Source organism: Primorskyibacter sedentarius (assembly GCF_004342065.1).
Lineage (GTDB): Bacteria > Pseudomonadota > Alphaproteobacteria > Rhodobacterales > Rhodobacteraceae > Primorskyibacter > Primorskyibacter sedentarius.
In genome coordinates, this window is record NZ_SLZU01000009.1 from 109,390 (window position 1) to 136,214 (window position 26,825).

The 26,825-nt window shown below is 61.8% G+C and carries 26 protein-coding genes; 18 read left to right on the plus strand and 8 right to left on the minus strand.

Annotated features, from left to right (window positions below):
- Positions 1–39: 39 nt before the first annotated feature.
- The 11 genes from nuoI (at position 40) to EDD52_RS13395 (ending at position 10,841) form a co-directional block, all read left to right on the plus strand.
- On the plus strand, positions 40–534 hold the full coding sequence (gene nuoI / locus EDD52_RS13345) for an NADH-quinone oxidoreductase subunit NuoI (protein ID WP_132245753.1): 495 nt from the start codon (positions 40–42) through the stop codon (positions 532–534).
- The gene (locus tag EDD52_RS13350) at positions 531–929 is read left to right on the plus strand and encodes a carboxymuconolactone decarboxylase family protein (RefSeq protein WP_132245755.1); all 399 of its coding nucleotides are present in this window, start codon (positions 531–533) and stop codon (positions 927–929) included. The genes nuoI and EDD52_RS13350 overlap by 4 nt, the downstream gene beginning before the upstream one ends.
- The gene (locus EDD52_RS13355) at positions 926–1,333 is read left to right on the plus strand and encodes a carboxymuconolactone decarboxylase family protein (RefSeq protein ID WP_132245757.1); all 408 of its coding nucleotides are present in this window, start codon (positions 926–928) and stop codon (positions 1,331–1,333) included. Before EDD52_RS13350 ends, EDD52_RS13355 begins: the two co-directional genes overlap by 4 nt.
- A complete protein-coding gene (locus EDD52_RS13360) occupies positions 1,330–1,932 on the plus strand; it encodes an NADH-quinone oxidoreductase subunit J (protein WP_132245759.1) in 603 nt (200 codons plus the stop codon). Before EDD52_RS13355 ends, EDD52_RS13360 begins: the two co-directional genes overlap by 4 nt.
- A gap of 118 nt (positions 1,933–2,050) precedes the next feature.
- Entirely contained in the window at positions 2,051–2,356 is a 306-nt protein-coding gene (gene nuoK / locus EDD52_RS13365) for an NADH-quinone oxidoreductase subunit NuoK (RefSeq protein ID WP_132245761.1), read from the plus strand.
- 5 nt (positions 2,357–2,361) lie between these two features.
- Complete coding sequence (gene nuoL / locus EDD52_RS13370) at positions 2,362–4,533, plus strand: NADH-quinone oxidoreductase subunit L (protein WP_132245763.1); 2,172 nt, start codon at positions 2,362–2,364, stop codon at positions 4,531–4,533.
- Positions 4,533–6,074: an NADH-quinone oxidoreductase subunit M gene (locus tag EDD52_RS13375; protein ID WP_132245765.1), complete on the plus strand. Its 1,542-nt coding sequence runs from the start codon at positions 4,533–4,535 to the stop codon at positions 6,072–6,074. Before nuoL ends, EDD52_RS13375 begins: the two co-directional genes overlap by 1 nt.
- A gap of 12 nt (positions 6,075–6,086) precedes the next feature.
- The gene (gene nuoN, locus EDD52_RS13380; RefSeq protein WP_132245767.1) at positions 6,087–7,529 is read left to right on the plus strand and encodes an NADH-quinone oxidoreductase subunit NuoN; all 1,443 of its coding nucleotides are present in this window, start codon (positions 6,087–6,089) and stop codon (positions 7,527–7,529) included.
- A gap of 111 nt (positions 7,530–7,640) precedes the next feature.
- Positions 7,641–8,393: a biotin--[acetyl-CoA-carboxylase] ligase gene (locus EDD52_RS13385; RefSeq protein ID WP_132245769.1), complete on the plus strand. Its 753-nt coding sequence runs from the start codon at positions 7,641–7,643 to the stop codon at positions 8,391–8,393.
- Between the two features lies 1 nt (position 8,394).
- Positions 8,395–9,168 (plus strand): type III pantothenate kinase, encoded by a 774-nt coding sequence (locus EDD52_RS13390; RefSeq protein WP_132245771.1) that lies wholly within the window; start codon positions 8,395–8,397, stop codon positions 9,166–9,168.
- Between the two features lie 5 nt (positions 9,169–9,173).
- Entirely contained in the window at positions 9,174–10,841 is a 1,668-nt protein-coding gene (locus EDD52_RS13395; RefSeq protein WP_132245773.1) for a ribonuclease J, read from the plus strand.
- 411 nt (positions 10,842–11,252) lie between these two features.
- On the opposite strand, the gene EDD52_RS13400 is transcribed toward EDD52_RS13395, so the two are convergent.
- From EDD52_RS13400 to EDD52_RS13415, 4 genes are all read right to left on the minus strand, one after another.
- Positions 11,253–12,734 (minus strand): DEAD/DEAH box helicase, encoded by a 1,482-nt coding sequence (locus tag EDD52_RS13400; RefSeq protein WP_132245775.1) that lies wholly within the window; start codon positions 12,732–12,734, stop codon positions 11,253–11,255.
- Positions 12,735–13,031: 297 nt separating this feature from the next.
- Positions 13,032–13,982: a glycosyltransferase family 2 protein gene (locus tag EDD52_RS13405; RefSeq protein WP_132245777.1), complete on the minus strand. Its 951-nt coding sequence runs from the start codon at positions 13,980–13,982 to the stop codon at positions 13,032–13,034.
- Positions 13,975–15,711: a glycosyltransferase family 2 protein gene (locus EDD52_RS13410; protein WP_132245779.1), complete on the minus strand. Its 1,737-nt coding sequence runs from the start codon at positions 15,709–15,711 to the stop codon at positions 13,975–13,977. The genes EDD52_RS13405 and EDD52_RS13410 overlap by 8 nt, the downstream gene beginning before the upstream one ends.
- A gap of 64 nt (positions 15,712–15,775) precedes the next feature.
- Positions 15,776–17,383, minus strand: coding sequence for a peptide chain release factor 3 (locus EDD52_RS13415; protein WP_132245781.1), 1,608 nt, complete (start codon positions 17,381–17,383; stop codon positions 15,776–15,778).
- A 129-nt stretch (positions 17,384–17,512) separates the two neighbouring features.
- Between EDD52_RS13415 and EDD52_RS13420 the strand changes: the two genes are divergently transcribed.
- The 3 genes from EDD52_RS13420 (at position 17,513) to EDD52_RS13430 (ending at position 20,671) form a co-directional block, all read left to right on the plus strand.
- Positions 17,513–18,292: an SDR family oxidoreductase gene (locus tag EDD52_RS13420; RefSeq protein WP_132245783.1), complete on the plus strand. Its 780-nt coding sequence runs from the start codon at positions 17,513–17,515 to the stop codon at positions 18,290–18,292.
- 3 nt (positions 18,293–18,295) lie between these two features.
- Positions 18,296–19,447: a hypothetical protein gene (locus tag EDD52_RS13425; RefSeq protein ID WP_132245785.1), complete on the plus strand. Its 1,152-nt coding sequence runs from the start codon at positions 18,296–18,298 to the stop codon at positions 19,445–19,447.
- 135 nt (positions 19,448–19,582) lie between these two features.
- Positions 19,583–20,671: an ABC transporter ATP-binding protein gene (locus EDD52_RS13430; protein WP_132245787.1), complete on the plus strand. Its 1,089-nt coding sequence runs from the start codon at positions 19,583–19,585 to the stop codon at positions 20,669–20,671.
- Between the two features lie 22 nt (positions 20,672–20,693).
- Here the strand turns inward: EDD52_RS13430 and EDD52_RS13435 are convergent, their stop codons facing one another.
- On the minus strand, positions 20,694–21,365 hold the full coding sequence (locus EDD52_RS13435; protein ID WP_132245789.1) for a helix-turn-helix transcriptional regulator: 672 nt from the start codon (positions 21,363–21,365) through the stop codon (positions 20,694–20,696).
- A 225-nt stretch (positions 21,366–21,590) separates the two neighbouring features.
- Between EDD52_RS13435 and EDD52_RS13440 the strand changes: the two genes are divergently transcribed.
- The 4 genes from EDD52_RS13440 to EDD52_RS13455 are packed head-to-tail and all read left to right on the plus strand — an operon-like array spanning position 21,591 to position 23,997.
- Positions 21,591–21,806 (plus strand): twin-arginine translocase TatA/TatE family subunit, encoded by a 216-nt coding sequence (locus EDD52_RS13440; protein WP_132245791.1) that lies wholly within the window; start codon positions 21,591–21,593, stop codon positions 21,804–21,806.
- A 3-nt stretch (positions 21,807–21,809) separates the two neighbouring features.
- The gene (gene tatB, locus EDD52_RS13445; protein WP_132245793.1) at positions 21,810–22,289 is read left to right on the plus strand and encodes a Sec-independent protein translocase protein TatB; all 480 of its coding nucleotides are present in this window, start codon (positions 21,810–21,812) and stop codon (positions 22,287–22,289) included.
- Positions 22,286–23,155 carry a twin-arginine translocase subunit TatC gene (tatC, locus tag EDD52_RS13450; protein ID WP_132245795.1) on the plus strand — a complete coding sequence of 290 codons (870 nt, stop codon included), beginning with the start codon at positions 22,286–22,288 and terminating at the stop codon, positions 23,153–23,155. The genes tatB and tatC overlap by 4 nt, the downstream gene beginning before the upstream one ends.
- Complete coding sequence (locus EDD52_RS13455) at positions 23,152–23,997, plus strand: ATP-binding protein (protein WP_132245797.1); 846 nt, start codon at positions 23,152–23,154, stop codon at positions 23,995–23,997. Before tatC ends, EDD52_RS13455 begins: the two co-directional genes overlap by 4 nt.
- A gap of 96 nt (positions 23,998–24,093) precedes the next feature.
- Here the strand turns inward: EDD52_RS13455 and EDD52_RS13460 are convergent, their stop codons facing one another.
- Genes EDD52_RS13460 through surE form a run of 3 tightly spaced genes read right to left on the minus strand, consistent with a single transcriptional unit; the run spans position 24,094 to position 26,801 of the window.
- On the minus strand, positions 24,094–25,350 hold the full coding sequence (locus tag EDD52_RS13460; RefSeq protein WP_424449916.1) for a LysM peptidoglycan-binding domain-containing M23 family metallopeptidase: 1,257 nt from the start codon (positions 25,348–25,350) through the stop codon (positions 24,094–24,096).
- A 21-nt stretch (positions 25,351–25,371) separates the two neighbouring features.
- Positions 25,372–26,016 (minus strand): protein-L-isoaspartate(D-aspartate) O-methyltransferase, encoded by a 645-nt coding sequence (locus EDD52_RS13465; RefSeq protein ID WP_132245799.1) that lies wholly within the window; start codon positions 26,014–26,016, stop codon positions 25,372–25,374.
- On the minus strand, positions 26,013–26,801 hold the full coding sequence (surE, locus tag EDD52_RS13470) for a 5'/3'-nucleotidase SurE (RefSeq protein ID WP_132245801.1): 789 nt from the start codon (positions 26,799–26,801) through the stop codon (positions 26,013–26,015). Before surE ends, EDD52_RS13465 begins: the two co-directional genes overlap by 4 nt.
- Between the last annotated feature and the right edge of the window lie 24 nt (positions 26,802–26,825).

Sequence of the window (26,825 nt, forward strand, 5' to 3'; positions counted from 1 at the left end):
GCTGGCAAACCGATACAACGCTGACCCGGAGGTGGTGCAATGACCCAGATCGATTATGGACGGGCCGCGAAATACTTCCTGCTGTTTGACTTTCTCAAGGGCTTTCAGCTGGGCTTCAAATACTTCTTCGGCCCCAAGGCGACGCTCAACTACCCGCATGAGAAGGGGCCTTTGTCGCCCCGGTTCCGTGGCGAGCATGCGTTGCGCCGCTATCCCAACGGCGAAGAGCGCTGCATCGCGTGCAAGCTGTGCGAAGCGGTCTGTCCCGCGCAGGCGATCACCATTGACGCGGAACCGCGCGATGATGGCAGCCGCCGCACGACGCGGTATGACATCGACATGACGAAATGCATCTATTGTGGTTTCTGCCAGGAGGCGTGCCCGGTGGATGCGATCGTCGAGGGCCCGAATTTCGAATTCTCCACCGAAACCCGTGAAGAGCTGTTCTATGACAAGGACAAACTGCTTGCGAATGGCGACCGGTGGGAAGCAGAGATTGCCCGCAACCTCGAACTGGATGCGCCTTACCGATGAGCCTCGAGTCGCCGAACAACGATGCCTATGCGAAAGGCGCAGCCTATGTCGGGGAAACCAACCCCGGCATGGAGGACGCTCTGCGCGCGCGTTATGAGCATGTGCTGCCCGGTTTGGCCCGCGATCTTGTCGAGTTGAATGGCCGGACATATACGCGCGGTGTTGTGGACGCGAAGACAAGAGAGCTTGCCACGATCGCGGCGTTGACGGCGCAGGGCGGTCAAACGCGCCCGCAATTGAAAATTCATGTGGCGGCCGCCCGCAAGCTGGGTCTGTCCCGTGAAGAGATTTGCGAGATCATCTATCAGATGTCGCTCTATGGTGGGATGCCCGCGATGTTCAACGCGCTCAACGGGGCGCTGGAAGTATTTCAAGCTGAAGAGGGTGACACATGACTGATGCCAAGACCCCCTTTGAGCTGATGATGGCCCAGGCGCAGGAGATGGCGAAAGCCTTCAATCCGGCGATGGAGACGTTCAACCCGAAGGGATTTGAGAAGCTCTGGCCGACCATGCCCAAGGACAGCATGGAAATGTGGTTCGGGCGCGGTGTCAGCAAGGAAGGCCTGGACGCCAAGACCCGCCTTTTGCTGACATTGGCGGGGCTGACCATGCAGGGTGCGCAGGCCGAAACGCCGGTCCGCATGACCGTACGCCACGCCATGGCGGCAGGGGCGACCAAGGATGAGATCGCCGAGACCATCGCCCAGATGTCGATGTTCGCCGGCATACCTGCCATGACCCGCGCAATGGATCTTGCGCGCGAGGTGATGGAAGACAACGAGGGTGACGAAACATGATGGTTTTCGCTTTCTACCTGTTTGCGCTGTGCACGATCGCGGGCGGACTTTTCACTGTCATCAGCCGCAACCCGGTGCATTCGGTCCTGTGGTTGATTTTGGCTTTCCTCAGCTCCGCCGGGCTGTTTGTTCTGCTCGGGGCAGAGTTCGTGGCGATGCTTCTGGTGATTGTCTATGTCGGCGCGGTGGCGGTGCTGTTCCTCTTCGTGGTGATGATGCTGGATGTGGATTTCGCCGAGCTGAAGGCAGAGATGGCACGATATATGCCGCTGGCCTTGCTGATCGGCGTGATCATCCTGATGCAGCTTGCCATGGCGCTTGGTGCCTGGGAAGCGTCCGAGGCGGCGGAAGGTCTTCGTGCCGCGGTTATTCCGGAAGGACATCACAACACCGAGGCATTGGGGCTGCTGCTTTATGACCGCTACTTCCTGCTGTTCCAGCTGGCCGGACTGATCCTGCTGGTTGCCATGATCGGGGCCATCGTGTTGACCCTGCGCCATCGCAAGGACGTCAAGCGGCAGGACATCGTGGCGCAAATTCTGCGCGACCCGGCGAAGGCCATGGAACTGCGGGACGTAAAACCGGGGCAGGGGCTTTGATCCTGCCGTCCCGGCCCTGTTCCGGGACCTCCGCCACAGGGCGGCAAAGAAAAAAGGCCCCGGATCAAGTCCGGGGCGCGAAACGACCAGAACATCGGGCGAGACCCGGAGGGACGACATGATCGGACTTGAACATTACCTGACGGTCGCAGCGACGCTGTTCGTCATCGGCATCTTCGGGCTTTTCCTGAACCGGAAGAACGTGATTATCCTGCTGATGAGCATCGAATTGATGCTCTTGTCAGTGAACATCAACCTTGTCGCCTTTTCGTCCTTTTTGGGTGATCTGGTCGGGCAGGTCTTCACGCTCTTCGTCCTGACCGTCGCTGCGGCCGAGGCGGCCATCGGCCTTGCCATCCTCGTCTGCTTTTTCCGGAACCGCGGCACCATCGCCGTGGAAGACGTCAACGTCATGAAAGGCTGACCGACATGGAAACGATCATCCTCTTCGCGCCCCTTGTCGGTGCCATCATCGCGGGTTTCGGCTGGCGTCTGATCGGCGAGCGCGGTGCCATGTGGGTCACCACCGGTCTGCTTTTCGTCGCCTGTTTCTTCTCGTGGATCGTCTTCCTGAACCACGGTCCTGAGACACAGCACATCCAGATCCTGCGCTGGATCGAGTCCGGCTCGCTGTCGACAGACTGGTCGATCCGGCTGGACCGCCTGACATCGATCATGCTGATCGTTGTAACGACCGTGTCCTCGCTGGTCCATCTTTACAGCTTTGGCTACATGGATCACGACCCGCAGTGGAAAGAGGGCGAGGTCTACAAGCCGCGCTTCTTTGCTTACCTGTCCTTCTTTACCTTCGCGATGCTGGCGCTTGTCACGTCCGACAACCTCGTCCAGATGTTCTTTGGTTGGGAAGGTGTGGGCGTTGCCTCCTACCTGTTGATCGGTTTCTACTATCGCAAGCCAAGCGCGAATGCCGCCGCGATCAAGGCCTTCGTCGTTAACCGGGTGGGGGACTTCGGTTTCGCGCTGGGGATTTTCGGGCTGTTTTACCTGACGGACTCGATCAAGTTTGACGACGTGTTCGCCGCCTCTGCCGGGCTGGCCGATATTCAGATCAGCTTTCTGTGGACCGAATGGAACGCGGCCAACCTGATTGCATTCCTGCTGTTCATCGGTGCGATGGGTAAATCGGCGCAACTGTTCCTGCACACCTGGCTTCCGGACGCGATGGAGGGCCCGACACCGGTTTCGGCGCTGATCCACGCGGCCACCATGGTTACCGCTGGCGTCTTCCTTGTCTGCCGCATGTCGCCGCTGATGGAATACGCGCCCGAGGCGATGACCTTTGTCACCTTCATGGGCGCATCAACGGCCTTTGTCGCAGCAACGATCGGTCTGGTGCAGAATGACATCAAGCGCGTGATCGCCTATTCGACCATGTCCCAGCTTGGCTACATGTTCGTGGCGGCAGGTGTGGGCGTCTATTCGGTGGCGATGTTCCACCTGCTGACACATGCCTTCTTCAAGGCGATGCTCTTTCTTGGTGCCGGTTCTGTCATCCATGCAATGCATCACGAACAGGACATGCGGAACTACGGCAATCTTCGCAAGAAGATCCCCTATACGTTCTGGGCGATGATGATCGGTACGCTGGCAATCACCGGCGTCGGCATTCCGCTGACCCATATCGGTTTCGCCGGTTTCCTGTCCAAGGATGCGGTGATCGAGAGCGCCTGGGCCGGTACGCAAGGCGGATATGGCTTCTGGATGCTGGTTGTCGCGGCGCTGTTCACCAGCTTCTACAGCTGGCGCCTGATGTTCCTGACATTCTACGGCAAGGCGCGCGGCGACCGTCACACGCATGAACATGCGCATGAATCGCCCAAGGTCATGCTGATCCCGCTTGGTGTGCTGGCGGTTGGTTCGGTTCTGGCCGGGATGATCTGGTATAACAGCTTCTTCGGGGACCATAACTCGGTAAACCGTTTCTTCGGTGTGCCGGCTCATGCCGAAGCTGCAGAGGGCCACGGCGAAGATGATCACGCAGGCTCCGCTGCGACCGAAGACCATGCCGCCGGCGAACACGCCGCTGACGATGCCGGTCACGGTGAGGCGGCGACAGAACATGCCGCAGCCGATACCGATCATGCGGCAGCAGATGCCGGGCACGCCCCGGTCGCAGTCGGGATGGCACCGCAGGGCGCAATTTTTACCGGTCCGGACAACCATGTCATGGACGATGCGCATCACGCGCCGGTCTGGGTGAAGGTCAGCCCCTTCATCGCCATGCTGGTCGGTTTCGCGGTGGCCTTCTGGTTCTACATCGTGAACCCCGAAATGCCGCGCAAATTGGCAGAGCAGCAGCGACCGCTCTACCTCTTCCTGCTCAACAAATGGTATTTTGACGAGCTTTACGACGCCATCTTCATTCGCCCTGCCAAGGCGCTTGGCCGCCTGTTGTGGAAACGCGGCGACGGCAAGGTGATCGACGGATCGATCAACGGGATCGCGATGGGCATCGTACCATTCTTCACACGGCTCGCGGGCCGCGCGCAGACCGGCTATATCTTTACCTATGCCTTCGCCATGGTGATCGGGGTTGCGATCTTCATCACCTGGATGTCGCTCAGCGGAGGAGCGCACTGATGGACAACCTGCTTTCGATTGTCACCTTCCTGCCCGCACTGGCAGCGCTGATCCTTGCCGTGTTCCTGCGTGGCGGCGATGAGGCGGCGAACCGCAATGCCAAATGGCTGGCTTTGTTCGCGACGGGGGCAACCTTCCTGATCTCGCTGTTCATCCTGGTGCAGTTCGACCCCGCAAATACCGGCTTTCAGATGGTGGAAGAGGGTGCCTGGCTGCTGGGCCTGAAGTACAAGATGGGCGTCGACGGGATTTCCGTTCTGTTCGTGCTGCTGACGACCTTCATGATGCCACTGACCATCGCGGCCAGCTGGAATGTGCAGGTCCGCGTCAAGGAATACATGATCGCCTTCCTGTTGCTGGAAACGCTGATGCTTGGCGTGTTCATGGCGCTGGATCTGGTCCTGTTCTATGTCTTCTTCGAGGCAGGCCTGATCCCGATGTTCCTGATCATCGGGATCTGGGGTGGCAAGGAACGCATCTACGCGAGCTTCAAGTTCTTCCTGTATACTTTCCTCGGCTCTGTGCTGATGCTGGTTGCCATGGTGGCAATGTTCTCTGAGGCGGGAACGACCGACATCCCGACATTGATGACGCATCAATTCTCGTCGGGGAGCTTTTCGATCCTTGGCATCCATGTCGTTGGTGGCATGCAAACGCTGATGTTCCTGGCCTTCTTTGCCAGCTTCGCGGTGAAAATGCCGATGTGGCCGGTTCATACCTGGCTGCCGGATGCGCACGTGCAGGCTCCGACGGCCGGGTCTGTCGTGCTGGCGGCGATCCTGCTGAAAATGGGCGGCTACGGCTTCCTGCGGTTCAGCCTGCCGATGTTCCCGGTAGGCGCCGATGTGCTGACCCCGCTGATCCTGTGGATGAGCGCGATTGCCATCGTCTACACCAGCCTTGTTGCGCTGGTGCAGGAAGACATGAAAAAGCTGATCGCCTATTCGTCGGTCGCCCATATGGGCTATGTGACGATGGGCATCTTTGCCGCGAACCAACAGGGCGTGGACGGTGCGATCTTCCAGATGCTCAGCCACGGCTTCATCTCTGGTGCGCTCTTTCTGTGTGTCGGCGTGATCTATGACCGGATGCACACCCGCGATATCGACGCCTATGGCGGGCTGGTGAACCGGATGCCGTCCTATGCGCTGATCTTCATGTTCTTCACGATGGCCAATGTGGGCCTGCCGGGCACATCCGGCTTTGTCGGCGAATTCCTGACACTGATGGGCATCTTCCAGGTGAATACCTGGGTGGCCGCGGTCGCAACGGCAGGGGTGATCCTGTCGGCATCCTACGCGCTGTGGCTTTATCGCCGCGTGGTCCTTGGGGATCTCATCAAGGAAAGCCTGAAGTCGATCACCGACATGACCCGCCGCGAAAAGTGGATCTTTGCCCCGCTCGTGACCATGACACTTTTGCTGGGCGTCTATCCCAGCCTCGTGACAGATATCATCGGCCCCTCGGTAGAGGCGCTGGTTTCAAACTACGACACCGCTCTGGCCGCGTCTTCGGACGCTGTCGAAGTGGCGTCGCACTGAGGGATCTCGGACATGCTACAGGCTGACCTCACAATCATCCTTCCGGAAATCTTGCTGTCCGTCTACGCGATGATCGCGTTGCTGGGGGCGGTCTACACCGGCAAGGATGCGCTGGCCCCCATGCTGACCTGGGTCACGGCGGCGGTGTTCACGCTGCTGGCAATCTGGATCGGCATCAGCGGCGAGGGCGCCCAATCGGCGTTTGGCGGGATGTTCATGGATGACGGCTTTGCTCGGTTCGCCAAGGTGACGCTCTTGCTTTCGGCAGCGGCGGTGCTGGTGATGAGCCAGGAATACCTGTCGCGCCGCGGTCTGCTGCGATTTGAATTCCCTCTGCTGATCGCCCTCGCGGTTGTCGGCATGATGATGATGGTCTCCGCAGGCGACCTGATGGCGCTTTACATGGGGCTGGAGTTGCAGTCGCTGGCGCTTTACGTCGTTGCAGCCATCCGCCGCGACAGCGTGAAATCCACAGAGGCCGGGCTGAAATATTTCGTCCTTGGCGCGCTGTCGTCGGGCCTTCTGCTTTACGGTGCGTCGCTGACCTATGGCTTTGCCGGGACCACGCTGTTCTCGGGCATCGTGCAAACCGCAACCGAGGGCCATGTCTCGCTTGGCCTGCTGTTCGGTCTGGTCCTGATCGCCTGTGGTCTGGCATTCAAGGTCTCTGCCGTGCCGTTCCACATGTGGACGCCGGATGTCTATGAAGGCTCCCCCACACCTGTGACCGCTTTCTTCGCCACCGCCCCCAAGGTTGCGGCGATGGGCCTGTTCGCCCGTGTCCTGCATGATGCGTTTGGCGGCGCGGTCGGTGACTGGCAGCAGGTCATTGCCATTCTGTCGCTTCTGTCGATGTTCCTGGGCGCGATCGCAGCGATCGGGCAGACGAATATCAAACGTCTGATGGCCTATTCCTCGATTGCCCATATGGGTTATGCGCTGATGGGTCTTGCGGCGGGAACGGCCTTCGGGGTTCAGGCGCTGCTGATCTACATGGCGATCTACGTCACGATGAATGTCGGCACCTTCGCCTTCATCCTGTCGATGGAACGCGACGGACAGCCGGTGACGGACATCAAGAGCCTGAACATGTATTCGAAGAAAGAGCCTGCAAAGGCGCTGGCTGTGCTGATCCTGATGTTCAGCCTTGCAGGCGTTCCGCCGCTGGTGGGTTTCTTCGGCAAGCTCTACGTGCTGCGCGCGGCCTATGAGGGCGGATTGGCCTGGTTGGCCGTTGCGGGTGTTGTGGCCTCGGTAATCGGTGCCTTCTATTACCTGCGGATTGTCTTCTACATGTATTTCGGCGAAGAGAGCGACGAGGCGCTGGATGGCGGCAAGTCTCCGATCCTTTGGGGCTTTCTGATGGCGTCGGCGGCTTTGATGGTGTTGGGGGTCGTGAACCTTTTCGGCATCGAGGGAGCGGCAGCGGCCGCCGCGGCGACGCTTGTCAACTGACCGAACAGATCTTCTGGTTACTGAAGGGGGCGCGCCACTGGCGCGTCGCTTTCGTTTTCCGGACCTGCGGCGCCGCGTCTTTGGGGCGCATGATGCAAAGGGCGCAGTAACGTGACTTTTCCCACCGGATATGGGCGGCGGGTGTTGCCGGAAGTCGACAGCACCAATGCCGAAGCTGCCCGGATTGCGGCAGAGCTTTCGGGGCCTGAATGGATCTGCGCCCTGCGCCAGACTGCAGGGCGGGGGCGACGGGGCCGTGCATGGGCAGATCAAGAGGGCAATCTTGCAGCGACGCTGGTCATGCGGGTGGAGGATGCGCCCGAAGTCACCGCCTTGCGCAGTTTCGTGGCGGCCCTGGCGCTCTTTGATGCATTTGTGACGCTGACGGGTCGGGCTGATGCGTTCTCATTGAAATGGCCCAATGACGTGCTGTTGAATGGCGGAAAGGTTGCCGGCATTCTTCTCGAAAGCTTTCAGGTCGGGGGGGTGCGCCATCTGACCATTGGTACCGGCGTGAACCTTCGCAGGGCCCCGGATACCGCGCAGGTCGAAACCCAGGCCTTGCGCCCCGTCAGCCTTGAAGGCGAGACCGGGCTGGACGTGACGCCCGAGGCGTTCCTTGACGTGCTGGCAGGGGCATATGCCAAGCTGGAGGCGCAGTTCGTCACCCATGGCTTCACCCCGATCCGGCGGGCGTGGCTGGACCGGGCAGCGCGGCTTGGCGAGGTCGTGACCGCCCGCACGGGAACAACCCAGACAACCGGAACGTTTGACACGGTGGACGAGGCTGGCAATCTGGTTCTGATCACGTCGCAGGGCAGGGTGTCCATTCCCGCCGCTGATGTCTTTTTCAAGGAGAGCTAGGATGCTGCTGGCGATCGATTGCGGTAACACCAACACGGTCTTCTCGATCTGGGATGGAAGCGAGTTCGTGGCAACCTGGCGCACCTCTACGGAAACCCAGCGGACGGCAGATCAATATTACGTCTGGCTTTCGACGCTGATGGAATTCCAGAAGATCGATGCCGAGATCACCCAGATGATCATCAGCTCTACAGTCCCCCGCGTCGTGTTCAACCTGCGCGTTCTGGCGGATCGCTATTTCAACACCCGCCCCCTTGTGGTGGGCAAGCCCGAATGTGCGCTGCCTGTGGATGTGCGGGTCGATGCGGGCACGCAAGTCGGCCCGGACCGGCTGGTCAATACGGTCGCGGGATATGACCTGTTTGGCGGCGACCTGATCGTCGTGGATTTCGGCACGGCCACAACCTTTGACGTGGTCGAGGATGATGGCGCCTATGTGGGCGGGGTGATCGCGCCCGGCGTGAACCTTTCGCTGATGGCATTGCACCAGGCCGCAGCCGCCCTGCCGCATGTCGACATTTCCAAACCGCAACAGGTGGTGGGCACGAATACCGTGGCTTGCATGCAATCGGGCGTTTTCTGGGGCTATGTCGGCCTTGTCCGCGAGATTTGCAGCCGCATCAAAGAAGAGCGTCAGCGCTCGATGAAGATTATAGCGACCGGCGGGCTGGCGCCGTTATTCCAGCAGACCGACGAGCTGTTCGATGCCGTCGACGATACCCTCACGATGCACGGGCTGACCGTCATTCATAAATTCAATCAACACGAGGACTAACCCTTATGGCAGCGCAACGCGCCATCTACCTGCCCCTCGGCGGGGCCGGCGAAATCGGAATGAACGCCTATGTCTACGGCTATGGAGAACTGGACAAGGAACGGCTGATCCTGGTGGATCTGGGCGTCACCTTCCCGGACATGGACAGCACCCCCGGTGTAAACCTGATCCTGCCCGACATCACCTGGCTCAAGGAGCGCCGCGACCGGCTGGAGGCGATCTTCATCACCCATGCGCATGAGGATCACGTCGGCGCTGTCGGGCATTTCTACGAACAGCTCGGCGTTCCGATCTACGCCCGTGCCTTCACCTCGAATATTGCACGCCGCAAGCTCGAGGAATACGGCATCGGGGCAGAGGCGGTGAAAACCGTCGGCCCCTGGCCGGAAAAGGTCAAGGCGGGGCCGTTCGAAGTGTCCTTCCTGCCGATCTCGCATTCGATCCCGGAAAGCTCTGCCTTGGTTCTTGATTGCCCGGACGGGCGGATGATCCACACCGGTGACTTCAAACTGGACCAGACCCCGCTGGTGGGCGAGGCGTTTGACCCTGCTCTTTGGGCCGAGGTCTCAAAGCCCGGCGTCAAGGCGCTGATCTGCGACTCAACCAATGTCTTCTCGCCCCATGCCGGGCGGTCAGAAGCCACGCTTGGACCCGAGCTTGAAAAGCTTGTCTCGGAGGCATCCGGCATGGTCGTTGCGACCACCTTCGCGTCCAACGTCGCGCGGGTGAAGACATTGGCAGAGGCCGGTGACCGTGCTGGCCGGTCGATATGTTTGCTGGGGCGCGCGATGCGCCGGATGATTGAGGCATCGATCGAAACCGGCGTGCTGACCAACTTTCCCACCGTCATCGGCCCTGAAGATGCAGTACAGATGCCGCGTGAAAACGTGATGCTGCTCGTCACCGGAAGCCAGGGCGAGCGCCGTGCAGCCTCTGCCCAGCTGGCCCGTGGCAAGTATAACGGGTTGGTGCTGAAAGAGGGCGATACCTTCCTGTTTTCGTCCAAGACCATTCCGGGGAACGAGCGCGGCGTCATCCGCATCATGAATCAGTTCTCGGAAATGGGCGTTGACGTGATCGACGATTCCAACGGGCTCTATCACGTGTCCGGCCATGCCAACCGGCCCGACCTTGAGATGATGCACGACATCGTCAATCCGCAGATGGTGATCCCGATGCATGGCGAACACCGGCACCTGCGCGAACATGCCAAACTGGCCGAAGCCAAAGGCCGCGCCGGGATCGTTGCGGTCAATGGCATGATGCTGGACCTGTCCGGCAACGCGCCGACAGTGGCCGAATATATCGAGACGGGCCGGACCTATCTTGACGGTTCGGTTCAGATCGGTGCGATGGACGGGGTCGTGCGCGACCGTATCCGCATGGCGCTGAACGGGCATGTGATCGTCACGGTCATCCTTGATGAAGAGGATGAACCCCTTGGCGATCCGTGGTGCGATATCATGGGGCTGCCGGAGCAGGGACGCGGGAATGCACCCTTGGTTGATATTCTGGAAGCAGATCTCAGCCAGTTTCTGGGGCGCGCCGGTGAAAAGACGCTGACCAATGACAGCAAGCTCGAAGAGGGGCTGCGCCGGATCGCGCGTCAGACCACCAATAACGAAGTTGGCAAAAAGCCCGAAGTGACAGTGGTCGTGTCGCGGCTTAGCTGAAAAACGGGCCGGTATTGGCCCGGGGCCGCCGCGAAGTCCACCTTGGGCATCGCGGCGGCCAACCGGCGCATCAACGGGTCGCTTTCAGCCACCAACCACCGCGCCGTTTCGGGCGAGGGAAGCGTGTCGTCAGTGGTAGTCAAAAGCAATGATGCGAGAGCGGGCGCCCGCAGAACAAACAACGCCGTGAACACACCCATATAGCTCCGTCGCAACCCGTGGGCTTTTAGCGCCCTGTTTGGGCTGCCAATGCGGCAAGCGCCTCTACGCAGGTCAGCGAGGCCCAAATACTCAAACAGATCAATCAGACAGGCCGGAGGATCGTCGCAAGCGACGACCTCATCATTCAGCCACTGGCAGGACTCTTCGAAAGAGATCGTCCTTTAGAGAAGCGCGTGATCGAGCGTGAAGTCAGCCCGCTCGCCGCTCGTCAAAGCTCAGCGCGATAAAGCTGGGCATGTGATCGCCCATGCCAACGACCTTGTTGTCAGAGCGTTTCGAGGGACGTTTGTCAGACCCGCGCGAGGAGCGTGACCGATCATCACTACGGTCGTTCTTCTTGCTTGCCGCCGGTGCGCTTTCCACGACTTCGACAGCCGCCGGTTTGCTCTCTTCGACCGCGGCCACCTTGGCTGTCTCTGTCGCCGATCCCGAGGAAGACCTCGAACGTGAGCGGCTGCGCGTCCGCGTCGGCTTTTTCTCCGTCGTCTCTTCGGCCTTGGCGTCTTCGGTCGCCTCGGCCTTCTTCAACGGATTGTCGAGACGCGGGATGGTCTTCTGGATCAGCTTTTCGATTGCGTCGAGGTTCTTTTCATCGCGCGACGAACAGATCATCATCGCCTTGCCGTCACGGCCTGCCCGGCCGGTGCGGCCGATGCGGTGCACGTAGTCTTCGGCATGGCTGGGCACGTCGAAGTTGAACACATGGCTGACCGAAGGCACATCAAGCCCGCGCGCGGCCACGTCAGACGCGACCAGAATCTTCAACTCGCCATTCCGGAACCCGTCCAGCGTGCGGGTCCGTTGCGACTGGTCCAGATCACCATGGATCGGCGCGGCATCGAGCCCGTATTTCTTCAGCGATTTGGCAACGATATCAACGTCCACCTTGCGGTTGCAGAAGACGATGGCGTTGGTGCATTTTTCGCCTTCAGCCTCGATCAACGCCCGCAGGACCGCGCGTTTTTCGGTGGCCTCGCGTTCGCGGCGCGACCCCTTGAACAGGACCACACCCTGTTCGATCGTTTCGGATGCGGTTGCCTGCCGGGCAACCTCGATCCGGGCCGGGTTCGACAGGAAGGTGTTGGTAATACGCTCGATCTCGGGCGCCATCGTGGCGCTGAAAAACAGCGTCTGGCGGGTGAAGGGCGTGAGCGAGAAGATCCGCTCGATATCCGGGATAAAGCCCATGTCGAGCATCCGGTCCGCCTCGTCCACCACCATGACCTGCACGCCAGTCAGCAACAGCTTGCCGCGTTCGAAATGGTCCAGCAGACGGCCGGGTGTCGCGATCAGAACGTCGACGCCCTTGTCGATCAGGACATCCTGTTCCTTGAACGACACGCCGCCGATCAGCAGCGCCTTGGTCAGCTTTACATGCTTGGCATAGGTGTCGAAGTTTTCGGCAACCTGTGCTGCCAGTTCCCGCGTGGGGCAGAGCACAAGGCTGCGGGGCATGCGCGCGCGGGCGCGGCCACGGGCCAGCATCGTGATCATCGGCAGTGTAAAGCTGGCGGTCTTGCCAGTGCCGGTCTGGGCGATGCCCAAAACGTCACGCCCTTCAAGAGCGGGCGGGATGGCGCCGGCCTGAATGGGGGTGGGTGTTTCATAGCCAGTCTCTTCGACGGCTTTCAGAACCTTGGGGTTCAAGTTCAGGTCAGAGAATTTTGTCATCTGTATCCGATAATAACGGACACTGTCTGGCCCGTACTTCTGGTGAGGATCAGGCCCGTACGGCCCAGTGGTTTTCCACATGCGCGATCCACGCGCGTTATCTACCCGAAAAGCGGCTTTGGGGTCAATGCGGATGCGTTTGAGCGACAGCTTCGCGCGAAATAGGTAGACAGTTTCGCCGATATAGCAACACTGTGCAGCCGGTTTCTGGCCTGACAATGGGTGATTGACCGGAATTCGGACAGGTTTCGGGGGTTTGCGCGCGGTGCCGCTGACCCAAACGCGGCACCTTGGGCTTCAGGCGCCGGGAAAGTGGCTCTGGCGTTTGGCGGCAAGGTCCAACCGGATGCGTCGCAGCAAACCTTCGTCCTGCAGGCGCTGGCACAGGGGCGCGGAGGCGGTGCAGACCTCGGAATAAAAGGCGCGAAGGCCGGGCTCGCCCTCTTTGGCCTCTATCTGACCAAACAGGTCATGCAGGTTGGGTGTCTCCGCGCCCGTGCGGACCTGCGGGTTGAGTTCCGCGCGGTAAGAACCCCGATCCAGTCGAAAGCGATAGGTGCGCTGCCAGTCCTCCCAGCTTTTGGCATGCAGATGCAGCAGTTCAGTGCCGGGCAGGGGCTGTTCGCCGGGGTTCTGGACATCACCGACGATGATGTTGTGGATCCTGATCTGCGGTTGCCGAAGCGTGGTGCGAAAGATCAGTTTTCCGGCGACATGGCTGAGAAAGCCGCCCGAAAGGTAGCGCCCATAGGTTGGAAAGCACCGCTCTGCGGCCGCCTGCCGCGCTTTCTGATCGATATGAAAAGCCTTGAAGACAGTCTCGCCTTGGGCCGTGCCAGAGCCGGGCGCCAGAGCCTCGACCGGCCTGACGCGGGCAACGCTGCAGTCCGCGGGCAGGGTGGCAAGCTGCTCTGCCAGCGGTGTGGCGGGGCAGAGCAGCTCGTCAACGTCGATATGGGTCAGCCAGTCGACCTGCGTTTTGCGGTTAAAGGCGTCGCGGGCGTTCAGAGACTGGCGGGCCTGATGCTTGTCGGGCCGCTGCGGTTTCTTCGCCCAATAGGCGGCATCGCAGGCGGTGACGCGTATTTTCGGATGAGCCCCCAGAAGGGCAGTTGTCTTGGGGTCGGGATCGTCAAGATAGAGGAACAACCGGTGCGCGCCCAGTTCCAGATGCCAGGCGGCGAAATCAAGGATCTGCTCCAGCGGTGCCTTGACGGTGGACACAATGCCCCAGCGCGGCTCAGTCATCGGGAAGGTCCGGGAAGACGCGGGCGACGGCGGCATCAAGATCCAGACGATGGGTCAGCAGCATGTTGTATTTCGTCAGCCGCGCGCGCAGCTCAGGCGTATCGGCGCACAGCTCGTCGAACATCTGGCGCAGCCCTGCCTCGCCGCTTTCTTCCTGCAGGAAATCAAGCAGGGGTGCCATGCCCATACGCGTGGATTCGGGGCGGTCGCGGTAGGAGCCTTTCGTGCGGCGAAACTCCAGATGCGCGTGGAAATGGTCCCAGTCAGGGGCGTGCAGATGGCCTGTGTAAATGCCGGGCAGGGTGCCCGAATTGGCAAGGCGAACGCCATCGATCTTCAGCGAGTGAATGCCCATGCGCGCACCCGAGATCCCGGTGCGGGCAAAGACCTTTCCGGCCGTGTGACTGATGAAACCGTCGCGCAGATGCATCCCGAAAGTCGGGTAGATCTCCTCGGACACAGAGACAGGCTGACCCGCCGCCTCTCGCGTCAGTTTGAAACGCCGGATCGCGCCATCAGAGGAGCAGAGCACCTCTGCCGGGGCCATGCGGAGCTGCGCAAATTCCTGCCCCGCCGCCAGCAGGGACGAGGCAACGGGAGCCTCCGTCAGCAGGAATTCGTCCACATCAATATGTCCCAGCCAATCAAGCGCGCTCTCGCGGTAGCTGCGGGTGGCGTTATGTGACTGGCGCAATTGGTGCTGCTCGGGGCGATCCTTGCCGACAGCATCCCACCATGCGGCATCACATGCGGTCAGGTGCAGGCGGGGATGCACCAGCGCGGCGAATACCGCGGGGTCCGGCTCATCAAGGTAAAGGTCAATCCGCTCGGCCCCGAGTTCGAGGTGATGGGCGGCAAAGCGTGCGATCTGACGAAGCGGTCCGCGTACGGTGGACACCAGCCCCCATCGGGGCAGGGGACCCGCGGGCAGATCCGGGGCTGCGGCGCGCTCTGCCCTTGCCTCGGCCTTCTTGCGGCGACGGCGGGCCAGCCTGTGGCGCATCATCGCCAGACGGCGAAAGACCGTTCGTTCATCCGCGATAAGCTGGTCAAGCAGGTGATGCGCCAACGGACGTATGACTGCATCGTGATCCGCATCCTGCCAGAGTCGCCCCAGCATGTTCACGTCCAGCCCGCCATACGAGACGGAGTAGGCGTCCATTTCCATCGGCAGGGTTTCGGAGGACTTGCCGGTCAATTTGAAGGGGCGCCCCGGTGCCAGCCCGGAATAAAGCCGCTCTGTCTCGTAGAGCTTCATCGTGCCGAAGAGGACAGTCATCGCCTGTCCAACCTGCCGCTGTCTGCCCGTCAAACCGTGGTCGCCGAATGTCGTGATCGACGAGACCAGCCAGCGCAGGTCAAGCTGGTCCAGCAGGTGATCGGCATGGTCCGCCCAAAGCCTGTGAAACAGGGCCGCAGTATGCACAGGTTGCGCGCGCTTGCGCAGATGCGCGATCAGCAGACCGTTCAGCGCGCAGAGTTCCGAGGCTCCCGCCAGCTCGCTGCGGATTTCCCGGCGCTTGCGTTGATGCGACGAGCGCGGCACGTCCTGTTCCGCAGGGTCCGTCGCAGGGTCGCGCACGATCTGGTCCAGCAGCGGGGCCAGGTTGGCATCCAACGGCGGCAAGGCCTCGCCCTTCGCGAAACCCAACGGGTCTCGGCGCCCCTCCATCTGCCGGAGGATCGCCGGGAAACCGCCCGGATAGGTGCCGTCATCCTGCTCGCTCATGGCCGCGAAGATGCCGCGCCTTGCGGCAGGGCGCAAGCGTGGCGTTGATGCGCTGCCCTGCGGATCAGACCATCATTTCCTTGGTGGCCGACAGGGTCACATCGGGGTAGTCACGCGCGATCCGGTCGATATCCCATTGCAGCCGCGTCAGGTAGACGACGTCGCCATCATTGTCATGAGCGATATGCTGTTTGTTCGCCGCGATGAACTTGTCCAATGCGGTCTTCGGGCCAGAGGCCCAGCGAGCGGAGGTGAATTGCGACGGTTCGAACCGGACGGGCAGGCCGTATTCCATCTCGATCCGGCTGGCGAGCACCTCGAACTGCAACGCGCCAACCACACCCACGATGAAGCCAGAGCCGAATTCGGGTTTGAAAACCTTGGCGGCACCTTCTTCTGCAAATTGCATCAGCGCCTTTTCCAGATGCTTGGCCTTCATCGGGTCGCCCGCCCGGCAGGTCTGCAACAGCTCTGGCGCGAAGCTGGGGATGCCCGTGACGCGGATCGCCTCGCCTTCTGTCAGCGTGTCGCCGATGCGCAGCTGGCCGTGGTTGGGGATGCCGATGATGTCGCCGGCCCATGCCTCTTCGGCCAGTTCACGGTCAGAGGCGAGGAACAGCACCGGGTTGGAGATCGCCATAGGCTTTTTCGTGCGCACATGCGTCAGCTTCATCCCGCGGATGAAATGGCCCGAGGCCAGCCGGACAAAGGCGACACGGTCGCGGTGCTTGGGGTCCATATTGGCCTGCACCTTGAAGACAAAGCCCGCAACCTTCTTTTCATCGGGGGCAATCTCGCGCGGCTGAGCGCGCTGCACCTGAGGCTCTGGCCCATAAGTGCCGATCCCGTCCATCAACTCCTTGACGCCAAAGGAGTTGATCGCAGAGCCGAACCAGATCGGCGTCATATGCCCTTCGAGCACGGATTGCGGGTCGAGCTTGGGCAGCAGCTCCCGCGCCATTTCGACCTCTTCGCGCAGCTTTTCCAGCAGATGCGCGGGCACGTGCTCTTCCAGTTTGGGATCGTCCAGGCCGTTGATCTCTATCGATTCCGCCACGCGGTTGCGGTCGGCGCGGTCCATCAGCTCCAGCCGGTCGCGCAGCATGTCGTAGCAGCCCATGAAATCGCGGCCGACACCGATGGGCCAGCTTGCGGGCGTCACGTCGATCGCCAGGTTTTCCTGAATCTCGTCGATAATATCAAACGTGTCGCGGCTTTCGCGGTCCATCTTGTTACAGAAGGTCAGGATCGGCAGATCGCGCAGGCGGCACACCTCGAACAGCTTTTGCGTCTGGCTTTCGACGCCCTTGGCGCCGTCAATCACCATCACGGCGGCATCCACAGCCGTCAGCGTGCGATACGTGTCTTCGGAAAAATCAGAGTGGCCGGGCGTGTCCACAAGGTTGAACCGGAATTCGCGGAAATCGAACGACATGGCAGAGGCGGACACGGAAATCCCGCGATCCTTTTCCATCTGCATGAAATCCGACCGCGTGCGCCGCGCCTCGCCTTTTGCACGCACCTGTCCGGCCATCTGGATGGCCCCGCCGAAAAGCAGGAACTTCTCAGTCAGCGTGGTCTTGCCGGCGTCGGGATGCGAGATGATCGCAAAGGTCCGGCGGCGGGCAATCTCGGCGGGCAGGTCGGGGCGGTTGGGCAGGGCGTCTAGCATGAGCGCGCGTATAGGTCGGGGCAGGGGTCTTGGCAAGCGTGGGTCGCGATGGGCCGTCCCGGGCGTTTTGCTGGCATAGAGGTTTGCCGGGTGTTACGGATTTGGCGACGAAGACAAAGGGAGAGTGTCATGGATCTGGGAATCAGGGGCAAGCGCGCGCTGGTCTGCGCATCAAGCAAGGGCCTGGGACGTGGCTGCGCGATGGCGCTGGCCGAGGCCGGGGTCGATCTGGTGATCAATGCCCGCAGCGAAGGCCCGCTGGAAGAGACCGCGCAGGCAATACGAGAGGCGCATGGCGTCACCGTCACGGCCGTTGCTGCCGACATCACCTCTGAAGAGGGCCGCGCGCAGGTGCTCAAAGCCGCAGGTGCCGTGGATATTCTGGTCAACAACGCGGGCGGCCCGCCCCCGGGCATGTGGACCGATTGGGAGCGTGACGATTTCATCAAGGCGCTGGACGCCAACATGCTGACGCCGATTGCGCTGATCAAGGCGCTGGTTCCGGGCATGATGGAGCGTGGCTGGGGCCGGGTGGTCAACATCACCTCGCAATCAGTGAAATCACCCATTGCGGTGCTGGGCCTGTCCAATTCGGCACGTGCCGGTCTGACCGGCTATGTCGCGGGCACGTCGCGTCAGGTGGCAGGCAGTGGCGTTGTCATGAACAACCTCTTGCCCGGCATTCATGCGACGGATCGCGCAGTCTCGCTGGATACCGGCGTGGCCGAGAAAGAGGGCATCACCCTGCAAGAGGCTGTCACCAAGCGGTCGGCCACCATTCCGGCCGGACGGTACGGCACGCCAGAAGAATTCGGCGCGACCTGCGCGTTTCTGTGCTCGCAATATGCCGGGTTCATCGTCGGCCAGAACGTGCTGCTGGACGGTGGTGCCACCAACGCGACGCTCTGATCCATGGCGCGGGGGCCAGATGGCAAGGGCGGCGGCGCGGGCTTCTCGCTCGCCGACCAGCTTTTCAATGCAGACACGGTCGGTGATCTGGCATCGGAGCTTGCTGGCGGGGTGCCGGGTTTCGATGAGCAGCGGTTCGTTTCAGACGTTCTGGCCGGGTTCGCCGAGCGTACATTGCTGGCGCGGCTGGACTGGATGGCCGATTGTGCTGAGGCGCAACTTCCATCCGATTTCAATGACATGGCGGACTGTCTTGAGGCGTCCCTTCCGCCGATCCTTGACCCGAACCTGCGCGATGACGACTTTGGCCGGTTTATCCACGGGGTGCATGGCATTTTGGCCGTGCGCCACGGGCTGGAGGATCATCGCGACCGGGCACTGGACCTGCTGCGCGCTGCAACCTGCCGCTTTTCAATGGAATTCTACATCCGCCCCTTCCTGAACCGCTGGCCGGACGAGACGCTGGCGCGGCTGGAGAATTGGGCGAAAGACGACAATTACCACGTGCGGCGGCTCGTCAGCGAAGGCACGCGGCCAAAACTGCCCTGGGCGCGGGCAATCATGCTCGACCCGTTGGTGCCGCTGCGGTTTCTTGACCAACTCTATGCAGATCCCACCCGGTATGTGACAAGATCGGTCGCCAACCATATGAACGATATCGCAAAATTCGCGCCGGATGTCGTGGTGGACCGGCTGGCGCGCTGGCAGGCCGAGGGGCGCCAGACCCCTGCCGAGATGGGCTGGATCACTCGCCACGCGCTGCGAACGCTTGTCAAACAAGGCAACGCGGGCGCCCTCGAACTGCTCGGCTACAGAACGGATGTGCCGGTGAGGGCTGCTTTGCGGGTCGCGCCTCCTGCGACGATCGGCGGTGTGATGGCGCTGGAGGCAGAGCTGACAAGCGACCGCGATCTGCCAGTCATCGTCGATTATGTGCTGCATTTTCACAGGCCCGGGGGCAAGCCGGGGCGCAAGGTGTTTAAACTGAAAAAGGCCAAGCTCGCGGAGGGCACTCCCCTTGTCCTGAACCGCAACCATCCGTTGAAGGGCGATGCCACGACCTTTCGCCTGCACCCCGGCCCTCACCGGGTGGAATTGCAGGTCAATGGCCGGATTGTCGCCGAAACCGTCTTTGACCTTTTGCAGAGCGAGTGACATCCGTTTGAGCCTCGGCCGGTGTTCGATCCGCCGACTCATTGCCGCACCGTGGATGGGTTGCGATGATCTGCGGGGAATGATACCGCTCCGCCCAATTCCGATGTTTTTCATCGGGTTCCGCGAGAGGCAGAGGTGAGCGAGCTAGCCCCCCCACGACTGGAAGTCCGGCACCTGATCCGCCGTTACGACGGCAAGGCAGTGGTGAACGACGTCTCCCTTTCAATCCAGCCGGGTCATGTGACCTGCCTGCTGGGCCCGTCCGGCTGCGGTAAGTCGACGACCCTGCGGATGATCGCTGGCGTCGATATGCAGGACGAAGGCACGATCTTCGTCGATGGCAAACTGATCTGCGACACCGTCTTTCGGGTGCCGCCGGAACGCCGTGGCATTGGCCTGATGTTTCAGGATTTCGCACTCTTCCCGCATCTCAGCGTTGGTGAAAACGTGGCCTTCGGGCTGACCGGAAGCGGCGCCGCCAAGCGCGAGCGGGTGCGTACGCTGCTTGACCGGGTGGGGCTGGTGCATTTCGTCGATGAATATCCCCACCAGCTTTCAGGGGGCGAACAGCAGCGCGTCGCCCTTGCGCGCGCCCTGGCGCCAAAACCGCGCATCATGCTGATGGACGAGCCGTTTTCGGGCCTGGACAACCGCTTGCGGGACGGCATCCGCGACGAGACGCTGGCCTTGCTCAAGGAAGAAGATGCCTCCGTCCTGCTGGTCACGCACGAGCCGGAAGAGGCGATGCGCATGGCGGATGAAATCGCATTGATGCGCGATGGTCAGATCGTGCAGCAGGGCGCGCCCTATAACGTCTACAACTCCCCCGTGGACAAGGCCGCAGTCGCATTTTTCAGCGATATCAACGTGGTGCGCGGCCGTGTGCAGGGGGCGTTGACCGAAACCCCCTTTGGCCAGTTCCTGTGCCCCGGTGTGCCGGATGGCGCAGAGGTGGATATCGTCTTTCGTCCGCAGCATGTGGGCATCGACTTTGATCGCGACGGGCGCGGGCCCAACCCCACGCCGCGTGACGGCACACCCGCGCGGGGCTTTGTTGAGCGGGCGCGGTTCATGGGGTCTGAAAGCCTTGTGGAATTTCGCATGGAACATGACGGATCATTGCTGCGCGCGACGGTTCCGAACGTGTTCCTGCCCAAGCCGGGGCAACCCCTTTGGCTGACCATCCGACGCGACCGCTGTTTCGTCTTCTCCGCGACGGATTGATCGGCGCGATCAGGCCCCTGCGCTAGGGGCTGTCTGCCCTGGCGTCGAAATCGCTGAGCCGTTTGCCCGGTTCGTCGACGAAAAGCCCCGGCAAGACCTGCAAAGTCTCGATGCGGTCAATGCGACAGGTCATGAAATCGGATATGTCCTCGTTCCAGGCGACACAGGTCCAGACGCGCCCCCAGTAATCCAGCTTCAGGGGGCGCACGGTTTCGGGCTCCGACGCGTCCACCTGCTTGATCCGCAGCTTCTGCCGCGCTCGGATCGCTGCACGGAATGTCGGCATATGCCGGAACCCGCGCGCGGCATCTGCGAAAGGCCCTGTGGCGAAACCGAAACTCTGGGGCGCGCTGGACCGGTCGGCTGGCAATACGGCGTCGATTTTCTCGGACAAGGCTCTCGCGGCTTCCTGCAGGGATGGATCGCCCCCTTCGCCGACCACCGCCAGGCCCAGATGGAGCGCTTCGAGCTCTGCCTCGGTCAGGTTCAGCGGGGGCAGGGTAATCGCGGCACGCGCGGTATAGCCCAGCCCGCGCTCCCCTTCGATGGGCACGCCCGAGGCCGCAAGCACATCCATGTCCCGATAGATCGTGCGGATAGAGACGCGCAGGCGTTTGGCCATGTCCTCGGCCCGGTGCAGCCTGCCATCCTTGAGAATCTCGATCAGGGCATAAAGCCTGTCGCTGCGTTTCATGCGCGCCTTTCCGGTGGAGGAATTCATTGCTGCAACGCCCCCATTCTGTCAAAATACTGGCAACTGACAAGATGCTGACAGAAATTGCGACCTGCCACGCGGCAAATCGCCTTCGCAAGGTGGTTTGGCACTTTTATCTGGCTGGGCGAGCCCCTAAACAATCAGCCTGAGATTGACGGTCGCCCGGCGATGATCGCGGGTGTCCCCGGACGGGAGAATATAGAAATGCTGAACAATATCGGTCTACCTGGCCTTCTGCTGATCGCGGTGGTCGTTCTGGTGCTTTTCGGACGCGGCAAGATCTCGTCGCTGATGGGCGAAGTCGGCAAGGGCATTACGGCCTTCAAGAAAGGCGTCAGCGACGGCGCGAAAGAGCTTGATGACGAGCGTGCCGAAGAGGCCAAGGACGTCACGCCGGAAGACAGCAAAGACAAGGTCTGATCCATGTTCGGAATGGGCTGGACCGAGATGCTGGTCATCGGGGTCGTCGCGCTGATCGTGGTGGGACCGAAGGAATTGCCGGTCCTGTTTCGCAATATCGGGCGTTTTGCAGGCAAGGCGCGGGGTATGGCCCGTGAATTCAGCCGTGCGATGGAACAGGCGGCGGATGAATCCGGCGTGAAGGATATCCAGTCGACGATACGGACCGCGACAAACCCGCTGGGCAGCGCGCTGGACGGCGTCAAGGACGCGGCCCGCTCCGTGACCGACCTTAACCTTGACCCCGAAAGCGAGACCGGCAAGCTGGCCGAGGAACGCGCCGAAGCCGCACGCAAGATCAAGGCATCGACCGCGCGCAAGGCGGCCGAGCGCAAGGCCAAGGAGGCCGCAGAGGCGCTGAAAGCTGCCGAGGCAGCCGAGGCGGATCTTGCCAAGGTCGAAACAAGCGCCCCCGCGCCAGACAAAACCGCAGGTGATGCATGACTAGCGCCGACCATGACGAGATCGAGGACAGCTCCGCCCCGTTGATCGAACATCTGGCAGAGCTGCGCACCCGCCTGATGCATTCGGCCTTTGCCTTCATCATCGGCATGGTGATCTGTTTCACGGTCTGGAACCCGATCTTCAACTTCCTGACCCATCCGTTATGCGACGCGATGGCCGCGCGTGGCACAGCCGATTGCGGGCTGATCCTGATCAAGCTGCAAGAGGGTTTCTTCGTCGCGATCTCGATCTCGTTGCTGGGGGGGCTGATCCTGTCCTTCCCCTATATTTCCTACCAGATGTGGCGGTTCGTGGCGCCGGGCCTTTACAAGTCAGAGCAGGGGGCCTTCCTGCCTTTCCTGATCGCCTCGCCCTTCATGTTCTTTCTTGGCGCGTCCTTCGCATTCTACGTGGTCACGCCGCTGGCATTCGATTTCTTCCTTGGCTTCCAGCAACCGGGATCGGTGCTGAACGAGGACGTCACCAACGCCACGGCCGGGATCGCCTTCCAGGGCTCGGCGCAGGAATATCTCAGCCTTACGATCAAGTTCATCGTGGCGTTTGGCCTGTGCTTCCAACTGCCGGTCCTGCTGACGCTCATGGGCAAGGCGGGGCTCGTTTCTGCCGAAGGGCTGGGCAATGTGCGCAAATACGCCGTGGTCGCCATTCTGGTGCTGGCCGCACTTGTCACCCCGCCTGACGTGATCACGCAAGTGATCCTGTTCGTGGTCGTCTACGGCCTTTACGAGGTGTCAATCTGGCTGGTGCGCCGGGTCGAGAGAAAGCGCGAAGCCCGTCTGCGCGCCGAAGGCTATTACGATGATGAGGACGAAGATCCTCTGATGAAGGAATTCGACGAAGAATGAGCAAGTCCCGTTCGTTTGAACGCATCGCCGAGGCGCTGGAGCGGATGTCTCCGGCGCCGTCGCAGGCCCCCGATTTCGACGAGGCCGACGCCTTTGTCTGGCACGTGGCCCCGGACCGGTTGCAGCCGGTGCCGCAGGTCAGCCGGGTGGATCTGTCCCTGCTGATCGGGGTGGATCGGTCGCGCGACACGTTGCTGGCTAACACGCTGCAATTCTCGCGTGGCCTGCCTGCGAATAACGCGCTTCTCTGGGGTGCGCGCGGCATGGGCAAGTCCAGCCTTGTGAAAGCGGTGCATGCTGCCGTTCTGGCGCAAGGCCTGCCGCTGAAGATCGTGGAACTGCAGCGCGAGGATCTGCCGACTGTCGGGCGGCTTCTGGCGATGCTGCGCGGGTCGGACCACCGTTTTCTTTTGTTTTGTGACGACCTGTCATTCAGCCATGACGACCAGCATTACAAATCGCTCAAGGCGGTTCTGGATGGCGGGATCGAAGGGCGACCGGACAATGTGGTGTTCTACGCCACCTCCAACCGCCGCCACCTGATGCCGCGTGACATGATCGAGAACGAGCGCTCTTCTGCGATCAACCCGTCCGAGGCGGTCGAGGAAAAAGTGTCGCTGTCTGACCGGTTCGGCCTGTGGTTGGGTTTTCACCCCTGCAGCCAGGACGAGTACCTGCAAATGATCCGTGGCTACTGTGACGCCTATGGCGTGGAGATTGACGACGAGACGCTGCGCGCCGAGGCCATCGAATGGCAGGCAACGCGTGGTGCCCGTTCGGGCCGCGTCGCATGGCAATATTTCACTGACCTTGCTGGCAGGCGCGGCGTGGCAAACGCCTGACCCCGGCACCGCCGCGCCCTGTCAGAGCGGCAAAAGCAGGTTGACGCACGCCCCGCTGGCACCCTGGCCCCCCTTGGCCAGAGGCGCGCAGCCGGGTCAGCGCAGGTAGCCGGTTGGGTCCACGCTGTCAAAGCCTTCGCGCACTTCGAAATGCACATAGGCCGGGTCGCCAGAGCCGATCTTGCCGATCGTCTGCCCGCGACTGACATTGTCGCCCTTGGCCACGCTGATGTCATCGACGCGGATATAGACCGTCATCACGTTGTCAGGATGTTTTACCACGACAATCGGGATGTTGTTTTCATCCTTGGTGATCGCGGCCACCTTGCCGCTGGCCGCAGCCTTGACGGCCGTGCCGCTGCTTGCGGCAATGTCGATGCCTTCGTTCCGGCCCTTGGAATATTCCCGGATGATCGTGCCGTTGACCGGCATTGCCATCTTGGCGCTGCTCGACGGTTTTGTCGTCTCGGCGGCAAGGTTGGGCGAGGCGGGCTTGGGCTGTGGCGCAGAGGCCGCGGCAGGCGTGACCGCAGGCAGCGGTTTCGACGCGCTGGGGGGCGTCGGCGTTGGGCTGCCCACGCCGGGAGGCTCCGTGCTGGCGGCGGTCTGGCTGCTGGCTGCTGCCGTGGTTCGGACGGTGCTTGATGTCTGGGTGACCGGTGGGATCAGAAGGTACTGCCCTTCGCGGATGGTGAATTCCTTGTCGAGCCCGTTCCATTCCGAAAGCGCCCGTACCGACACGCCGTAGAGGCGCGAGATGGTAAAGGCCGTCTCGCCGCGCACAACCTTGTGGCGGATCGGCTCCAGCCCGGTCTGGACGGCGGGGGCTGCGGTAGAACTGGCGGGCGTGGCCGGGGCGCTGTCAATCGCGGCACTTGCAAGCTCTGTCACCGTGACATCGCTGGCGGGTTGGATCGGGCCGGAGGACGTCGCCCCCGTGGCGGGCGACGGTTCGGCCACGCGGCGGGGCAGGGCGATCACCTCGCCACTGCGCAGGCTATCGTCCGGCTGGATGCCATTGTGGCGGGCCAGCTCGTCTGCGGGCAGGCCGATGCGGGCTGCGAGCGTCTGCAGCGTGTCACCCCGCCGGGCCACGGCAACCTGGTAATTCGGATAGGAAATGATCCCACGGTCATCCGGGCGGGGACGCGTGGCAACGACGGATTGCGCCGCCTGCGACGTGTCGAAGCTGCTGCCCAGCCGGCCACGAAGGTCCAGATCCAGCGGCCTTTCACAGGCGGTGGTGAGCAAAAGGGCGCTGCCGACAAGCACGGCAGTGGTGGGGAAGCGTCGGGTCGCTTGAAGCGTCATCTCGATATCCTCAATGCGCCCCTTGTTGAACCGAGGCGTCATGGCATTTCACTCACGGGCTGGTCAGCTGTCCTTGCCCAGACCTTCGACCAGCGGCACAAACCGGACGGTGCGCAGTTCTTCATAGTCATACCCATCCTCGCTGCGCGTCACCTTGATCAGGTTCTGCACCGCATCGGACTGACCTACCGGTAGCACCATGATACCGCCAATCTTAAGCTGCGCCAAGAGCGGTCCGGGCGGGTCTTCGGCCGCGGCAGTGACCAGAATCCGGTCAAATGGCGCCTGATCAGGCAAACCAAAGCTGCCATCAGCGGTCAGGGTGGTGATATTGGCAAGGGCGAGTTTCTCGAACACCGCGCGTGCCTCGTGTACCAGCCGCCTGTGCCGGTCGATCGTGTAGACCCGCCGTGCAAGCTGGCTGAGGATCGCGGCCTGGTAGCCCGAGCCGGTGCCGATTTCCAGCACCTTGTCGCGCGGCCCGGGGTCGAGCGCCTGCGTCATCAGGCCAACCACTGAGGGCTGGCTGATGGTCTGCCCGCAGGCAATGGGTAGCGGCATGTCCTCATAGGCGCGTTCGGCAAAGTAGCCCTTGATGAAAGGCGCACGGTCGATTTTCTCCATCGCCGTCAAGACCCGGGAGTTGGTCACGCCTTTGGACCGGAGCGCATAGAGGAACTGCATCTTCTGGGTCGCACCTGCGGTCATGCGAAGGCGTCTCTCAACGGGTCGACAAGGTCATGCGCCGTTAGGTCCGCCCGCATCGGCGTGATCGAGATGTAGCCGTCAAGGTTGACGGCCGCATCGGTGTCGGGCTGCGTTGGTGCGCGCTGATCGCCGCCCTTGATCCAGAGAAACCGGCGGCCCGAGGGGCTGTCATGCGGCTCTACCGAGAAGGAGGTGTTGCGCCGCAAGCCCTGCGGTGCGATGCGCGTTCCCCTGACATCCGCGGCTGGAACGGGCGGGAAATTGACGTTGTAGAAGGTCTGATAGCCCTCGTCCGGCTGTGGCAGTGTCGCGTCAAGGATGCGTCGCACGGTTTCTGTGCCATGGGCGGCGGCCGCTTCGAACGGATTGTCGAGCGCGTTGTTCTCTGGTCCGTAATATTGCGACAGCGCAATGGCTGGCAGCCCTTGCAGGGAAGCTTCGAGCGCGCCGCCGATTGTGCCGGAATAAAGCGTGTTCTCGGCCGAGTTGTTGCCCCGGTTGACGCCCGAGAGCACGAGGTCGGGGCGGGCATCCTTCATCACCTCGTGCAGACCGGCAAGCACGCAATCGGCGGGGCTGCCCTCGGCGGCGAAGCGGCGCTCTTCCATCTGGATGACCATGAAAGGGTGGGTGTAGCTGATGCAATGCCCGACGCCGGATTGTTCAAAGGCGGGTGCCACGGTCCACACTTCGCCATCCGGGCCGGCAAGCGAAGTGGCGATGTCGTGCAGGACTTTCAGCCCGGGCGCGTTGATGCCGTCGTCATTTGTGATGAGAATGCGCATGCCTTGCCCCTTGGTGCCCTTGGC

Bases quoted from the DNA above. Each gene is read 5' to 3' on its own strand.
- EDD52_RS13350 (WP_132245755.1), top strand. From the start codon at position 531: ATGAGCCTCGAGTCGCCGAACAACGATGCCTATGCGAAAGGCGCAGCC.
- EDD52_RS13455 (WP_132245797.1), top strand. From the start codon at position 23,152: ATGAGCAAGTCCCGTTCGTTTGAACGCATCGCCGAGGCGCTGGAGCGG.
- EDD52_RS13435 (WP_132245789.1), bottom strand. From the start codon at position 21,365: ATGAAACGCAGCGACAGGCTTTATGCCCTGATCGAGATTCTCAAGGAT.
- nuoK (WP_132245761.1), top strand. From the start codon at position 2,051: ATGATCGGACTTGAACATTACCTGACGGTCGCAGCGACGCTGTTCGTC.
- EDD52_RS13440 (WP_132245791.1), top strand. From the start codon at position 21,591: ATGCTGAACAATATCGGTCTACCTGGCCTTCTGCTGATCGCGGTGGTC.
- tatB (WP_132245793.1), top strand. From the start codon at position 21,810: ATGTTCGGAATGGGCTGGACCGAGATGCTGGTCATCGGGGTCGTCGCG.
- EDD52_RS13375 (WP_132245765.1), top strand. From the start codon at position 4,533: ATGGACAACCTGCTTTCGATTGTCACCTTCCTGCCCGCACTGGCAGCG.
- nuoL (WP_132245763.1), top strand. From the start codon at position 2,362: ATGGAAACGATCATCCTCTTCGCGCCCCTTGTCGGTGCCATCATCGCG.
- nuoN (WP_132245767.1), top strand. From the start codon at position 6,087: ATGCTACAGGCTGACCTCACAATCATCCTTCCGGAAATCTTGCTGTCC.
- surE (WP_132245801.1), bottom strand. From the start codon at position 26,801: ATGCGCATTCTCATCACAAATGACGACGGCATCAACGCGCCCGGGCTG.
- EDD52_RS13425 (WP_132245785.1), top strand. From the start codon at position 18,296: ATGGCGCGGGGGCCAGATGGCAAGGGCGGCGGCGCGGGCTTCTCGCTC.
- EDD52_RS13405 (WP_132245777.1), bottom strand. From the start codon at position 13,982: ATGACTGAGCCGCGCTGGGGCATTGTGTCCACCGTCAAGGCACCGCTG.
- EDD52_RS13465 (WP_132245799.1), bottom strand. From the start codon at position 26,016: ATGACCGCAGGTGCGACCCAGAAGATGCAGTTCCTCTATGCGCTCCGG.
- nuoI (WP_132245753.1), top strand. From the start codon at position 40: ATGACCCAGATCGATTATGGACGGGCCGCGAAATACTTCCTGCTGTTT.
- EDD52_RS13355 (WP_132245757.1), top strand. From the start codon at position 926: ATGACTGATGCCAAGACCCCCTTTGAGCTGATGATGGCCCAGGCGCAG.
- EDD52_RS13420 (WP_132245783.1), top strand. From the start codon at position 17,513: ATGGATCTGGGAATCAGGGGCAAGCGCGCGCTGGTCTGCGCATCAAGC.
- EDD52_RS13410 (WP_132245779.1), bottom strand. From the start codon at position 15,711: ATGAGCGAGCAGGATGACGGCACCTATCCGGGCGGTTTCCCGGCGATC.
- EDD52_RS13390 (WP_132245771.1), top strand. From the start codon at position 8,395: ATGCTGCTGGCGATCGATTGCGGTAACACCAACACGGTCTTCTCGATC.
- EDD52_RS13395 (WP_132245773.1), top strand. From the start codon at position 9,174: ATGGCAGCGCAACGCGCCATCTACCTGCCCCTCGGCGGGGCCGGCGAA.
- EDD52_RS13360 (WP_132245759.1), top strand. From the start codon at position 1,330: ATGATGGTTTTCGCTTTCTACCTGTTTGCGCTGTGCACGATCGCGGGC.
- EDD52_RS13415 (WP_132245781.1), bottom strand. From the start codon at position 17,383: ATGCTAGACGCCCTGCCCAACCGCCCCGACCTGCCCGCCGAGATTGCC.
- EDD52_RS13460 (WP_424449916.1), bottom strand. From the start codon at position 25,350: ATGACGCCTCGGTTCAACAAGGGGCGCATTGAGGATATCGAGATGACG.
- tatC (WP_132245795.1), top strand. From the start codon at position 22,286: ATGACTAGCGCCGACCATGACGAGATCGAGGACAGCTCCGCCCCGTTG.
- EDD52_RS13400 (WP_132245775.1), bottom strand. From the start codon at position 12,734: ATGACAAAATTCTCTGACCTGAACTTGAACCCCAAGGTTCTGAAAGCC.